Origin of the sequence: Bacillus sp. FSL W8-0640, from assembly GCF_038007725.1 — a bacterium.
GTDB lineage: Bacteria > Bacillota > Bacilli > Bacillales > Bacillaceae_G > Bacillus_A > Bacillus_A cereus.
Map to the genome: position 1 here is coordinate 3,642,950 of NZ_JBBOXT010000001.1, position 15,496 is coordinate 3,658,445.

Here is a 15,496-nt window from a genome sequence, read left to right on the forward strand (position 1 = left end):
ACTAATGTGCGAGCTTTTTTATACTTATAAAATACTTATCGTTTTCCTTTTTCATAAGGAGTTCCTAATGCTTTCGGAGCTTCAGAACGACCTACAAAACCAACAAGCGCTAATATTGTGAATACATATGGTAATATCGTTAACAAAACACTTGGAATTTGATCTAATACAGGAATTGTTCCGCCCGTTACACTTAGAGATTGCGCAAAACCAAAGAATAGAGCTGCACCTAATGCACCTAGTGGATTCCACTTCCCAAAAATCATAGCAGCTAAAGCTAAGAAACCTTGTCCTGTAATAGTTGCCCCTGAGAAGTTATTAGAAATTGACATTGCAAAAATCGCTCCACCAATTCCAGCAAACACTCCTGAAATACAGACTCCAATATAACGCATTTTATATACATTAATCCCCATCGTATCCGCTGCCATTGGGTGTTCACCAACAGCACGTAGACGAAGACCGAACGGTGTTTTATAAATAACATACCAAACAACGAATGCTAAAATAATGGCAATATACGACGTTATTGGTACGTTCGAGAAAAATATTTTCCCTAAAACCGGAATATCCGAAAGGCCTGGAATATCAATCTTTTCAATACGATACTGAATAAAGTCAGTCTGCCCTTTATCAAAAATCTTCTTAATTGCAAATACTGTTAAACCAAGAGATAAGAAGTTAATGGCTACACCACTTACAACTTGATCTGCTCGGAATGTAATAGAAGCTACCGCATGAAGTAATGCAAATAATCCACTACCAATTGCCGCAAATAATAACGCAATCCATGGAGTCATCGTTCCCCAAGTATCACCCATTAATAAGTTTGTAACAACTCCAATAAATGCACCAAATAGCATTAGTCCTTCTAATCCGATATTTACAACACCCGATCGTTCACTAAATACACCACCTAGTGCTGTGAAAATGATAGGTGCCGATGTATATAACGTACCCGTCACAAGAATGGCTAATATATCTAAAAAGCTCATTTATTTCCCCTCCTTGCTCATGCGTGTAAGCGCCCATCTTAACACATAACTACATGCAACAAAGAAGATGATACATGCAATAATTACATTAATAAGCTCTGACGGTACATCTGCCTCAAAGTTCATTTGAGGGGAAGCACTTTTCAAACCACCAAATAATAAAGCTGAAAGGATTATACCAAACGGATTATTCCCTCCAAGTAATGCTACGGCAATCCCATCAAATCCTACTCCTGTAAACGAAGACATCGCTGTCATACTCTGGAATGTCCCTAATCCTTCCATCGCTCCACCAATCCCCGCAAATGCACCAGCAATTGTCATAGAGAATACTACATTACGAGAAACTTTCATACCTGCATATTGAGAAGCATGCTGATTAAATCCTACAGACTTTAATTCGTAACCTAAAGTTGTTCGATCTAATAAGAACCACATTAAAATAGCGATTAAAATTGCTACAATAATTCCCCAGTGTAGACGTGAACCGTCAGTAATAGAAGCAAGCCAGTCTGAAGATAGTGACGCACTCTCTTTAATATCATACGTTTTGTCATTACCCGCATGTAAGAAACGCTTAATGATGTCATACGTTACATACAACGCAATATAGTTCATCATAATAGTTACAATAACTTCATTCACTTGAAACTTCCCTTTTAAATATCCCGGAATGAAGCCCCAAATTCCGCCCACCAATGCGGCAAATAAAATCGATAATGGAATATGAAGGAACGCTGGTAGTGAGACTGCATAACCGAACCAAACCGCTGCAAGCCAACCAACTAACAATTGACCCTCTACCCCGATATTAAATAAACCTGTACGAAATGCAAACGCGACCGATAAGCCAGCAAGAATAAGCGGTATCATTGTACGGAGCGTTTCACCAATCGCACTTGCGCTGCCGAACATTCCTGTCCAAAGTGCACTATAACCAACAATTGGATCATAGCCACTAACTAGCATTACAACCGCTCCTACAAGTAAGCCGAAAATAACGGATAGTACTGGGACTAAAATATTTATCGTTCGTTCTGTTAAAAGTTTTTTAGCCATTTGTACCCACCTGCTCCTTCTTTGTTCCTCCAGCCATTAACAATCCAAGCTGTTGTTCATTCGTTTCTTTCGCATCAACTATTGCTACAATTTCCCCTTCATAAATAACAGCAATTCGATCGCTAACATTTAAGATTTCATCTAACTCTAATGATAAAAGTAATACACCTTTTCCTTTATCCCTTTGCTCTATTAATCTCTTATGAATAAATTCAATTGCTCCTACATCTAAACCACGTGTTGGCTGTGCCGCAATTAATAAATCTGGATTTCGGTCTACTTCACGTGCAATAATTGCTTTTTGTTGATTGCCCCCAGATAGAGCGCGTGCTAACGTTTGCTCACTAGGTGTACGTACATCAAACTGTTCAATAAGAGCCTTTGCTTTTTCTGTAATTTTGCTGAAATTTAAAATCCCTTTCTTTGAAAACGGATTTTTATAGTACGTTTGAAGAACTATATTATCTCTAACAGAAAAATCAAGAACGAGTCCGTGTTTATGACGATCTTCTGGAATATGACCAATTCCTTCTTCTGTTATTCTTCTAACAGGCCAATTTGTTATTTCTTTTCCTTTAATTGCAATAGAACCTGACTCAACTTTTCGTAAACCAGTAATCGCTTCTATTAATTCACTTTGTCCGTTTCCATCAATCCCTGCAATCCCAACAATTTCCCCCGCACGAACAGTTAAGTCAAGGCCTTTTACAGCAGGTAGTTGACGTGCATCGTGAACAACAAGGTTTTCAATTGAAAGTACCTCTTCTTTTGGCTTCGCGTCTATTTTTTCTGTTTTAAAATTCACTTGACGTCCGACCATTAATTCTGCAAGTTTATTTTCATCCGTATTTGCAACGTCAACCGTTCCAATCCCTTTTCCTTTACGAATAATCGTACAACGATCGCAAACTTCCATAATTTCTTTCAACTTATGTGTAATAAGAACAATAGATTTTCCTTCTTGTACAAGCTTTTTCATAATTTGAATTAGCTCATGAATTTCTTGTGGTGTTAACACAGCTGTCGGTTCATCAAATATTAAAATTTCTGCACCGCGGTAAAGAGTTTTCAAAATCTCAACACGCTGTTGCATACCAACTGAAATATCCTGTATTTTCGCATATGGATCTACAGCCAAACCGTATTGTTCAGACAATTTTTGAATTTCTTTAGCAGCATCCTCAACAGCAATTTTCCCTTTTTTCTTCGGTTCATTTCCGAGAATAATATTCTCTGTAACTGTAAAATTATGAACAAGCATAAAGTGTTGATGGACCATTCCAATACCAAGGTCATTTGCTATATTCGGATTTGTAATTTTTACAGGTTTACCTTTAATTTTAATTTCACCCTGCTCTGGTTGGTACAAACCAAATAGTACATTCATCAATGTGGATTTCCCTGCACCATTTTCTCCAAGTAAAGCATGTATCTCACCCTGCTTTACTTGCAGCGTAATATCATCATTCGCTACAATGCCTGGGAATACTTTCGTAATGTTATTCATCTCAATTACGTATTCCATTGTGTTCCTCCTTTTAACAGGGAACATTCCCTATTACACTATTAACTTATTAAGCAATTCGGAAGTTTTATACATACAAAGGTTAGTTCTATGAACTAACCTTTGCTATTTCTCTATTTATTTTTTTAGAGAAGCTTCGTATTCTTTATACTCTTTATCTGTAGCTGGCACTTTAATTTCACCGGCTGTAATTTTCTTTTCAAACTCTTCTACTTTTGTTAAAATTTCAGGGTTAACTTTTTTCACGTTATCAGTTGTTTTTGAAATACCAATACCGTCATCTTTTAAGCCAAACTCTTCAATTTTCCCACCTTTTAAATTCCCATCTTTTGCTTCTTTAGCTACTTTTTCTACTGCTACATCAACACGTTTAATCATTGAAGTTAATGTTACATTTTCAGGCATACCTTCTTGATGTTGGTCACGGTCAACACCGATTACCCAAACATTTTCACCTTTTTTCTTACGGTTTTTCGCTTCTGTGAACACACCGTTACCTGTACCACCAGCAGCATGATAAATTACGTCTACGCCTTGACCATACATTGCTGAAGCAAGAACTGTACCTTTTTCAGGCTTATCGAATGCTTCTGCATATTCAGATACGATTTCAATGTTTGGATTTACTGCCTTTGCACCAGCTTTAAATCCATTTTCAAATTTACTAATTAAATCACTTTTCATTCCACCAACAAATCCTACTTTATTCGATTTTGTTGACATAGCTGCTACCGCACCTACAAGGAATGATCCTTCATGATCTTTAAACGTAATGCTCGTTACGTTCGGTGCATCTACAACAGTATCTACGATTGCAAATTGTTGTTTTGAAGATTCTTTTGCTACTTCTTTAATTGCACCTTCTAATTTATAACCAATTCCGAATGTTAAATCATATTTATCTTTTGAGAATTTTTTTAAATTCGGAATATAATCAGCTTCTTTTTCAGACTGAAGGTAACGATAATTTGTCTTTTCTTTTAAACCATTATCTTTACCAAACTTTTGTAACCCTTCCCAAGAAGATTGGTTAAATGACTTATCATCAACGCCCCCAACATCCGTTACAAGACCAACCTTGAAATCTTTATTGTCTTTCGTGTCTTTCTTGTCACTGCTCGCCTTATCCGAGTTACCACATGCACCTAAAACTGTACTTGCTGCTAATGTTAATGATAATAAAAGGCCTGCTTTTTTCTTCATACTAGAAACCCCTCCAAAAATGATATATATTTATTTATTCTTACGCTGCTGTTCCTTACTTCTTGCTGTCACCTCCCTAAAAAGGAATTTACCTACATACGCTTTCTTAATACGTGGAAGCTAAATTTATCAGCTCTAAAGTAATTGATAGAATATAAGATTGGCTCATCATTTTGATCATAGTGCATTTGTTTTAATACAAGCAGTGCTGTTTCAGGCTCACATTCTAAAATCGGTGAGATTTTAGGGTGATAGCCAATTGGCTCAATGTGGGCAACCGCATATGTTATGCGCTTATGTGTGTTATTATGTATCACCGTTAATAATGATTCCTCATTGTAACCCGATAAATCTGGCAATATTTCTTTTGCAAGTTTATCGATACAATACACAACAGGTTCCCCATCTGCTGTACGCACGCGTTCAATCATCACTGCATTAAAACCATCTTCACTATTAAACTTCTCTTTTTCCTCTTCTGTTAAAGTTGTAGTAGATGATGATAAAAAGATTGTTCCTGGTGTTTTCCCCACACTAGAAATCATATCTGTAATACTAGAAAGTTGTTCTATTCCAGAAGAAAATAATGGCTTTGCATTTACAAATGTCCCTACACCATGTCTACGAATGACAACATTTTCTTCTTCTAAAATACGCAACGCTTCCCTTAAAGTCGCTCTACTTACGCCAAGTTCTTTCGCTAAATCAAACTCTGATGGTAACTTTTGTCGTTCTTTATAAGCCCCATCTTTAATTTTTTCTTTGATGTGATCAATCACCCGTAGATATAGGTGACGACTATCGGATTTTACTGACATAAGACTCCCCCGCATTTCAATTATTCGACCTCTGATGTAAGACTTCTTTTCTCTTTTTTCAACTTACAACATAGTACAAATGACTAAACACCAAAATAAGCGTAATTGTCGAATAAATAATAATAATTTTTTTTAATGAAATTTTCACTCTTTATTGCATAAAAAAAACTTTGCACCATAAACATTCCTCATTTCGAGAAAAAGTTCGGCACAAAGATCCTTTACATCCTTTGTTACACACTTTTCCCCTCATAGTCTAGCAATTCATGGTTGCCAGGTAGAAACTTATGGACCTTATCTCCAAGATTATATGAGGCAGTGATTCTTTTCGAAGTAATCTTACCACTTGCTCTCATACGTGTCAACAAAATCCAACATTTTTCTGCATTAAATATCGAACATTTACATAAAACATAATCAAAGTATTCGTATTCTAAAGAGCCCCCCTAAATGTAAGCCCTTTCTTTATTACTGAGTATAGTATATAACAAAAACACTATATAAAAAAGCCTAATTGTAAAAACAATTAGGCTTTTTTTAAGAACTTTTTTCTTGTACATCATTAATGAGCACTTCTCTCGGTTTACTACCTTCATACGGACCTACTACACCATTCATTTCCATTGCATCAATTAGGCGAGCAGCTCGCGTATAACCTACTCTAAACCTACGTTGTAACATAGAAACAGATGCTGTTTGCATTTCCACTACAAGTTGAACCGCTTCATCATATAATTCATCTTCTACTTCCTGCTTCGTATCAGGAACATCTTGCGGAATCATATCTTCTTGATATTGTGCTTTTTGCTGTCCAATGACATATTCTACAACTCTCTCAACTTCATCATCTGATAAAAATGCGCCTTGTACACGTACAGGTTTCGATGCACCAATTGGTATAAACAGCATGTCTCCACGACCTAGTAGCTTCTCTGCACCACCACCGTCAAGAATTGTACGAGAATCTGTTTGAGAAGATACAGCGAATGCAATACGTGATGGAATATTTGCTTTAATAACACCCGTAATAACATCAACTGACGGACGTTGCGTTGCAATAATTAAATGAATACCAGCAGCACGAGCCATTTGCGCTAGACGCATAATCGCATCCTCTACATCAGACGAAGCAACCATCATTAAATCTGCTAACTCGTCCACAATTACTACAATATAAGGTAATTCGGGTTGTTTCGCTTCTGATTGACTATTATGCTCTTTTATATAATCGTTGTATCCTTCAATGTTACGTGTACCACTATGAGCAAACAATTCATAACGACGTTCCATTTCACTCACAACTTTTTTCAATGCTTGCGATGCTTTTTTCGGATCAGTTACAACTGGCGTTAACAAATGAGGCACACCGTTATATACATTTAACTCTACCATTTTCGGGTCAATCATCATTAATTTTACTTCATGTGGTTTTGCACGCATTAAAATACTAACAATAATACCGTTAATACATACACTTTTCCCGCTACCTGTCGCACCAGCTACGAGTAAATGGGGCATTTTATTTAGACGGGCTAATACAGCTTCACCTGTAATATCTCGGCCAAGACCAATTAACAACTTCTCTTCCGGATGGTTATTAGCCTTAGAATCAAGCACTTCCCTCAGTGTTACCATCGAAACTTCTGAGTTCGGAACTTCGATCCCTACAGCTGATTTCCCGGGAATTGGCGCTTCAATACGAATGTCCTTTGCAGCTAAAGCAAGGGCTAAATCATCACTTAAACTGACAATTTTGCTTACTTTTACCCCCATATCAGGATACACTTCATATTTTGTAACTGCAGGACCTCTATGTACTTTTGTTACTTTCGCTTTCACTCCGAAACTTTGGAATGTACGTTCTAATTTACGAGCATTCTCATAAATTTCCGCATTTTCATTTGTAACTTGCTTATTCTTTGGAAATTTTAATATATCAAGTGAAGGAAGCTTGTAATCTTTATTTTCTACATTTGAAAATTGCATAGGAGGTGCTTGCGCTTCACTCTCTAACGATTCAACAATTTTTTCTCCACGCTTTTTCTTTGGTTCTTCAATTGGCGGAGTCTCTTCAATAAACGGTGAAGTGATCAAATCTTCTTCCTCTACTTCGATTCGTTTATCCTCTTCTTCATTTACAGGATAATTCTCAGTGAAATTCGAAATAATCGGAGGATCAATTGAAATTTCTTCCATCGGCTCAATAATTTCTTCTTGTTCTGCAGCACGTTTGCTTCTTGTGCTTCTTGTTGTTTTTTTCTTTTCTGTTTGTTCAGCCGTTCTTTTAGCTCTCCAATCTTTATAATCCCCTTGCATCACTTGAAATTGACTTCTAAGAATTCTACCAACTGGCGCTAACACTTCTCCAATATGCTTATTTGTTATACAAAGTATACCGAGAATAACTAGAATAATACCAATGATATAAGCTCCTACTTCGTCAAATAAGAAGTAACATGTTGCGAACATAAGCGCACCAAACATACCACCACCTAAATGAACGCTATCTGGCCCCTTTTTCATTTCAAGAAAGAAGTTATCTTTCGTACTCACAATAACAGAAGTATTTTGCACTGCTCCATCTTTTGTAAGAAGGTTAAATAATGTAATATGACTAAACATTAATATCGCCAATACAATTAAATAAAATCCAATTAATCGTTTATTTAAAAGGTTCGGCCATCCGCGTTTTATAACAAAGGAAACCGATAAAGCTATTACACCTAACACACCAATTATGTACCACTCACCAAAGAAGAAGCGAAAAAATAACACAAACGATTTTCCTACAACGCCTAGCTGTAAAATCGTAATGATTGAAAGTGCAAAAAGAGTTAAACCGACAATTTCATAATACAAAGTTGGCTTTATCGTACGCCTTGCCTTTGCCTTCGTCCCTCTTTGCTTTTGTTTTGCCATTTCTTCACCTCGCGTTCTACATATAAATAAAGCTCCCCTCAAAATGCTCTATTTATATGTCTGTTTTCTCTATTTTTCAGGTCTTTATATCTTCTATTTTTACACTTCTTGTAAAATGCTAAATAAACAGAAGAAAGCAGCCTACTCATGGCTGCTCAACCGTCTTGTTTTTTATATTATACCATAGCTTCTAAACAAAATCCTTCTTTTTGCTAAAAGGTTATTTTCTGACCGGGCTCAAACTCTAAATAGTGAAGTGGGTCCGTACTTAGCACACGTACAATAGAATAACATCCATGTTCCTCTTCAGAAACCATTAATTCCACACCATTTATATTTACAACTTTTTGACTTTCACATTGTGAATAATCGGCCGGATACACAAGTTGCTCTGGCATAATTGTATATAAAATCATTGTAGCATTGTCCCTTCTGTACTATCTTCCGCACGAACATCTATTAATTCGTTTAATTTTCGAATTGCATTTCCAATACCGCCGACATCATCTATAAGACCGTACTTTACTGCATCCCCACCAATTACATTCGTCCCAATATCTCGCGTTAAATTTCCTTTCGCAAACATAAGCTCTTTAAAACGATCTTCTGTTACTTTCGAGTGCTTCGTCACAAAACGAATGACTCTTTCTTGCATCTTATCCAAATACTCAAATGTTTGTGGCACACCTATGACAAGACCTGTTAAACGAATTGGATGAATTGTCATCGTCGCAGTTTCCGCAATAAACGAATAGTCAGTAGAAACAGCAATCGGTACACCGATGGAATGTCCCCCACCTAAAACTAGAGATACTGTTGGTTTTGAAAGTGAAGCTACCATTTCAGAAATTGCTAGCCCAGCTTCAACGTCACCTCCAACCGTATTTAATATTAAAAGCAAACCTTCAATTTTCGGATTTTGTTCAATCGCAACAATTTGTGGAATGATATGCTCATATTTTGTTGTTTTATTTTGCGGTGGTAATTGAACATGACCTTCCACTTGTCCGATAATCGTTAAACAATGAATACGTGATTCATTCATCTGTGGTACATTTGTCTGTCCAAGCTGTTGAATTTTTTCAACTATTGAAGCCTCTTTTCCAGCTTCTTTTGGCTCAGCTTCTTTTTCTTCATTTGTATATCGATCACGTTCTGTCATTTCGCATCCCCTTTCACTCGTATATAACTATTATTTCTTAAGTTATAAATTTCATTCGATAGGGTTAAAAAGAAAAAAGATCACCCATAAGGGTGATCTTTTTATACTTCCATAATAATCGGTAAAATCATAGGTTTTCTCTTTGTCTCTTCGTACAAGAACTGTCCTAATAATTCACGAATATTTTGTTTTAACATTGACCATTCAATTGAATATTCTTTAATTGACTGCTCAACAATCATACGTACAATCTCTGTAGATCGTTCAATTAACGCTTCTGATTCACGAACATATACGAAACCACGTGAAATGATTTCTGGACCAGAGATAATTTTCTTTTCATCTTTACCAAGCGTTACAACAACTACTAGTATTCCATCTTGAGATAACATCTTTCTATCTCGAAGAACGATATTACCAACGTCACCTACACCTAATCCATCAATTAAAACATTACCAGCTTGTACTTTACCGACTAAGTTCGCTTCATCGTCACCAAAAGCAATTACATCGCCTTTTTCTACGATAAAGATATTTTCTCTTGTAATACCTACATCTTCAGCTAAATATGCATGTGCTTTTTGCATACGGAACTCACCATGTACGGGTACAAAGTACTTTGGTTTCATTAAATTTAACATTAATTTTAACTCTTCTTGGCTACCGTGACCTGACACGTGAACTTTTCGTTCGCCGTAATAAACAACTTCAGCTCCAGCTCTAAATAACAAATCAATAATTTTTGATACAGATATTTCATTACCCGGAATTGGCGAAGCAGCAATGATAACAGTATCACCTTTACGAATTGAAATTTGTTTATGTGCTTGTTTTGCCATTCTAGATAGAGCAGCCATCGGTTCACCTTGACTACCTGTCGTTAAAATAGCTACCTTCTTCTCTGGAAAGTTGTCTACTTCTTGTAATGAAATAACCATACCTTCTGGAACATCTAAATAACCAAGACGTCTTGCAATGTCTACTACTTTCACCATACTACGTCCTACTACCGCTACTTTTCGCCCTGTTTCAGCAGCTGCATCAAATACTTGTTGAATACGATGTACATTCGATGCAAATGAAGCAACGATAATACGACCTTCTGCGCTGTAGAACACTTTAGAGATTTCTACACCAACTTCTTTTTCTGAACCTGTATAGCCTGGGCGCTCTGCGTTTGTACTATCAGATAATAAGCAAAGTACGCCTTCATTTCCGATTTGCGCCATTTTCCCAAGGTCTGCTCCACTATTTCCAATTGGAGTTTGATCGAATTTAAAGTCTCCCGTATATACGACTGCACCTTTTGATGTATGGAAACAAACGCCAACAGAATCCGGAATACTATGTGTCGTTCCGAAGAATGACACCGTTGTAGTGTTAAATTCTACTGTTGAATTTGAATCGATTGTTTTTAGGTCTACACGGCCTAACATGCCCGCTTCACCAAGTTTTTCTTGTATAAGTCCTACTGTTAATTTCGTTGCATAGACTGGAATAGATAATTTACGAAGTACATACACAATTCCACCAATATGATCTTCATGACCGTGAGTAATAAATAAACCTTTTACTCGCTCTTGATTTTCCACTAAATATGTAATATCAGGAATAACGATATCAATTCCAAACATTTCATCTCCCGGGAACATTAACCCTGCATCTACGATAAAGATTTCAGAATCAATTTCAACACAGTACATGTTTTTCCCGATTTCACCTACTCCACCAAGAGCAAATACTTTAACAGACTCATTCTCTTTTCTCTTCATGTTGTTGCCTGGTTTAAAAATCTTGCAAACATTGATTTCACTAAAATTGCAGAGACACCAGGGGAAACTCTACAACCACCATATTTTCACCGTCCAAGACGAATGTCCTTACCGTTATGCGATATCATGTCCTTGTTTATTTTTTAAACCAGGTTTCACCTCTCTTTCATTATATAAATCAAATATCTTATTCGATATGATATGAAAATTTAATTAAATTATAATTTTTCCCAATTTTGCTAAGCATACCCGTACTAAGCTACTTAGCCATATTATACCTGATACAAGAAATAGAACACAAGTTAAATCGTGCGAAAGAAAGAGTAAAAGAACGGAATGACAACAAAAGTATCGAACGTATTTCCTTTATATTTACTCCGATTTTATACTCCATATTATTTTGAAAAACTAGCCATACATACGCTAAATTCATTTCATAATAGGGAGTTTCAAGATTTATTTTTCTAGAATCCAACAAAAACACTTACAAAATGGAGTTTTTTTATGAATTACGTCACATTTGAGGGGATTTCTCTAAAAACAGACACCGTAGTTTATTACGTTTATGCCATAATATCTATCATTTTTTGACTCAGTTAAAGGGGTACAATTATTTTCTTATACACATAATGAAGAAGCGATTAATATTCTTATAAGAACACATATAAGTGAGAAAAAGAGGAAAAGATTTGCATATAATAAAAAATGACCTAGTTCTACACTAGGTCATTTTTTATTAACGAGGGATAGATTGCATTACAGATTGTAACGTTACTCTTTCTTCTTCTGTTAATGGAAGAAGTGGTAAACGTACAGAACCTACATCTAATCCAACCATTTGTAACGCTGTTTTTACTGGAGTTGGACTTGGCGCCATAAATAATGAATCAGTTACTCTTACAAGTAATTGATGTAATTTTTGTGCCTTCTTAAATTCTCCTGCTTGAAATGCTGTAATCATTTCTTGCATTTCGTTTCCGATAACATGAGAGGCTACCGAAACGATACCTTTCGCTCCAACTGCCATAGCTGGTAACGTTAAACCGTCATCACCGCTGTATACCGCAAAGTCGTCCGCTGTTTTTTCAATGATTTCTGTCATTGTTAACACATCGCCGCCGGCATCTTTAATAGCAACAATGTTTTCTATTTCTGATAAACGAACAACTGTATCAACGGAGATTTGTACAATAGATCGTCCTGGAACGTTATATAGCATAACCGGAAGCGGCGTGCTTTCAGCAATTGCTTTAAAATGCTGATACATTCCTTCTTGACTCGGTTTGTTATAATACGGTGCTACTAGCATTACTGCATCCACACCAACTTCTGTTGCCTTTTTAGTTAAGTCAATAGAAGCATGCGTATTATTGCTACCTGTTCCAGCGATTACGGGCACTCTTTTATCGACAACAGATACGACATGGCGATATAACGCTACTTTCTCTTCTGAAGTTAATGTAGGAGATTCTCCTGTCGTTCCTCCTACCACGATTGCTGTTGTACCGTTATCAATTAAATAATTTACCAATTTCGTTGTCTTTGCAAAATCGATATTCCCGTTTATATCAAACGGTGTTACCATCGCGGTTGCAATTGTCCCAAAATCTATCATGGTCTCACTCCTTATTGTTCCAGTTGCTTTTCTTTTGAAAGCTCAAACGCACTATGTAATGCATTTACAGCCTCCACTAAATCAGTCTCTTTTACAAGAACCCAAATTGTTGTATGACTATCTGCCGATTGCAGGATTTGAATACCTTTTTCCGCTAAAGCTGTAACGATTTTCGCAGTAACCCCTGGGTATCCTGCCATTCCAGCCCCAACGATAGATACTTTTGCACAGTGTTCTGTCACAATTGGCTCATATCCAAGGTTCTGTAATAATTTAACTGCATGACTTGATACATTATCACTCACCGTATATGCTACGCCAGTAGGTGAAATATTAATTAAATCAACACTTATTCCTTCGTTCGCCATCTCTTTAAACACATGTTGTTGCAAATCATATGCCGTTTCTTTTGCAAGCACTTTAATTTGCGTTACGTTTGATACGTGAGCAATGCCCGTAACAGGACGTTCTTCTACATCACGACCTCTTGTAGCACCGTCATATGCTGAAATAAGCGTACCTTCACTATCAGAATACGTAGAACGTACACGAAGTGGCACTTTTGCATGCATCGCAATTTCAACTGCACGTGGATGAACGACTTTCGCACCTTGATAAGCCATGTTACAAATTTCGTTATACGTTACAGTTTGAAGATGACGTGCATCTTTTACAATACGAGGATCTGCAGTCATAACACCTTCTACATCAGTGAATATATCGATGTATTCAGCATGAAGTGCAACACCTAATGCTGAAGCTGAAGTATCACTACCTCCGCGTCCAAGTGTTGTCGTATCACCTTTTTTCGTTTGCCCTTGGAATCCTGTAACAACGATTACATCTACATTTTCTAACTCTTCATGTATACGATCGCAATTCATTTCAATAATCTTTGCATTCGTAAAGTCATCATTCGTTACAAAACCAGCTTGTGCACCATTTAATGCTGCTGCTTTTATACCGTTCTCATTCAACATATTAGAGAAAACAATTGCAGAGATTAACTCTCCACACGATAATAATAAATCTTGCTCACGTTTAGAAATAGTAGATTCCTCTTGATTTACAAGACTTAATAACGTATCCGTTGCATATGGTTCACCTTTACGGCCCATAGCAGATACGACAGTAACTACTTTATAACCAGCAGCTAATGATTTTTTTATATGATGAAGCGCATGCTTACGTCCATTATCATCACGTACTGATGTGCCACCAAATTTTTGAACAATTATTTTCATATTTTGCACCTTCTCTTAGCCGTTTACACTAATTGTAATTTTACTAAGCGCTCTGCAATTTGAACAGAATTCCATGCAGCGCCTTTTAATAAGTTATCAGATACGACCCAAAGATGGAATCCTTTATCGTTATTTAAATCTTTACGGATTCTTCCAACGAATACTTCGTTTTTACCTACTGCAGTAGCTGGCATTGGATATAACTGCTCTTCTGGATTATCTTGCAGAACAATACCTTCCGCATTTGCAAGTAAGCTCTTTAATTCTGCTACTGTTACGCCTTCTTTTTCTACTTCGATGTAAACAGACTCAGAGTGTCCTGATACAACTGGTAAACGTACACATGTTGCCGCTACTTCTAATTCAGGCATATGCATAATTTTTTTCGTTTCGTTAATCATTTTCATTTCTTCAAACGTAAATCCATTATCTTGGAATTTATCAATCTGTGGAATCGCATTAAAAGCAATTGGGAAATGCTTCTTATCACCTGATACAGGAAGAACATTTGCCTTAACTTCTTCGCCATTTAAGATTGCTTGTGATTGTTCATGCAGTTCTTCAATAGCTGCCGCACCAGCACCTGATACAGCTTGATATGTGGAAACGATTACTCGTTTTAAACCATATTGCTGACGAACTGGCTCAAGAGCTACTACCATTTGAATTGTAGAACAGTTTGGATTTGCAATAATACCATTATGTTCTTTTAAGTCGTTTTCATTTACTTCAGGTACAACAAGTGGCACGTTTTCTGTCATACGGAATGCACTTGTATTATCAACAACAATCGCACCGCGTTTTGCTGCTTCTGGCGCTAATTGTTTCGATACAGATCCACCAGCACTAAATAGTGCGATATCTACTCCTTCAAAGCTTTCAGGAGTTGCCTCTTGAACTGTAAATTCTTCGCCTTTAAATACAAGTTTCTTACCTGCAGATCGTTTAGATGAAAGTAACGTTAATTTCCCGATTGGAAATTCTCGTTTCTCTAAAGTATTTAACATTTGTTCACCAACTGCGCCGGTTGCTCCAACTACAGCGACATGAAAAGTTTTTTGCTTTTCCATCACTATGCCCCTTTCTAGATACCAATCCTTCTATAACTTAGAATCAGAAGGAGTATACAATACCCCTTCTAATCTTAATAACGTTAATTTTATCATATTCTACAGTAAGAATGA

12 protein-coding genes and 1 riboswitch are annotated in these 15,496 nt (G+C 36.6%); all 12 genes read right to left on the minus strand.

From position 1 onward, the window contains the following. Nucleotides 1-35: 35 nt before the first annotated feature. Nucleotides 36-995, minus strand: a complete 960-nt coding sequence (locus N2V80_RS18670) for an ABC transporter permease (protein WP_000008857.1) — start codon at nucleotides 993-995, stop codon at nucleotides 36-38. Next, the gene (locus tag N2V80_RS18675) at nucleotides 996-2,054 is read right to left on the minus strand and encodes an ABC transporter permease (RefSeq protein WP_001085264.1); all 1,059 of its coding nucleotides are present in this window, start codon (nucleotides 2,052-2,054) and stop codon (nucleotides 996-998) included. Beyond that, nucleotides 2,047-3,579, minus strand: a complete 1,533-nt coding sequence (locus N2V80_RS18680; protein WP_000456908.1) for an ABC transporter ATP-binding protein — start codon at nucleotides 3,577-3,579, stop codon at nucleotides 2,047-2,049. Before N2V80_RS18680 ends, N2V80_RS18675 begins: the two co-directional genes overlap by 8 nt. A gap of 117 nt (nucleotides 3,580-3,696) precedes the next feature. Continuing rightward, entirely contained in the window at nucleotides 3,697-4,782 is a 1,086-nt protein-coding gene (locus N2V80_RS18685) for a BMP family lipoprotein (protein WP_000725770.1), read from the minus strand. Nucleotides 4,783-4,874: 92 nt separating this feature from the next. Next, nucleotides 4,875-5,600: a GntR family transcriptional regulator gene (locus N2V80_RS18690; RefSeq protein WP_000114182.1), complete on the minus strand. Its 726-nt coding sequence runs from the start codon at nucleotides 5,598-5,600 to the stop codon at nucleotides 4,875-4,877. Between the two features lie 232 nt (nucleotides 5,601-5,832). Beyond that, nucleotides 5,833-5,934: riboswitch (purine riboswitch) on the minus strand. 203 nt (nucleotides 5,935-6,137) lie between these two features. Continuing rightward, the gene (locus N2V80_RS18695) at nucleotides 6,138-8,519 is read right to left on the minus strand and encodes a DNA translocase FtsK (RefSeq protein WP_001118776.1); all 2,382 of its coding nucleotides are present in this window, start codon (nucleotides 8,517-8,519) and stop codon (nucleotides 6,138-6,140) included. Nucleotides 8,520-8,731: 212 nt separating this feature from the next. Next, a complete protein-coding gene (locus N2V80_RS18700) occupies nucleotides 8,732-8,935 on the minus strand; it encodes a YlzJ-like family protein (protein ID WP_000605020.1) in 204 nt (67 codons plus the stop codon). Beyond that, a complete protein-coding gene (gene tepA, locus N2V80_RS18705; RefSeq protein WP_000139806.1) occupies nucleotides 8,932-9,681 on the minus strand; it encodes a translocation-enhancing protein TepA in 750 nt (249 codons plus the stop codon). Before tepA ends, N2V80_RS18700 begins: the two co-directional genes overlap by 4 nt. 101 nt (nucleotides 9,682-9,782) lie before the next feature. Next, nucleotides 9,783-11,453: a ribonuclease J gene (locus tag N2V80_RS18710; RefSeq protein WP_000823098.1), complete on the minus strand. Its 1,671-nt coding sequence runs from the start codon at nucleotides 11,451-11,453 to the stop codon at nucleotides 9,783-9,785. Nucleotides 11,454-12,189: 736 nt separating this feature from the next. Then, on the minus strand, nucleotides 12,190-13,068 hold the full coding sequence (gene dapA, locus N2V80_RS18715; protein WP_000564763.1) for a 4-hydroxy-tetrahydrodipicolinate synthase: 879 nt from the start codon (nucleotides 13,066-13,068) through the stop codon (nucleotides 12,190-12,192). 11 nt (nucleotides 13,069-13,079) lie between these two features. Continuing rightward, nucleotides 13,080-14,312, minus strand: coding sequence for an aspartate kinase (gene dapG / locus N2V80_RS18720; RefSeq protein ID WP_000692451.1), 1,233 nt, complete (start codon nucleotides 14,310-14,312; stop codon nucleotides 13,080-13,082). A 23-nt stretch (nucleotides 14,313-14,335) separates the two neighbouring features. Beyond that, a complete protein-coding gene (gene asd, locus N2V80_RS18725; protein WP_000414846.1) occupies nucleotides 14,336-15,382 on the minus strand; it encodes an aspartate-semialdehyde dehydrogenase in 1,047 nt (348 codons plus the stop codon). Nucleotides 15,383-15,496 lie beyond the last annotated feature (114 nt).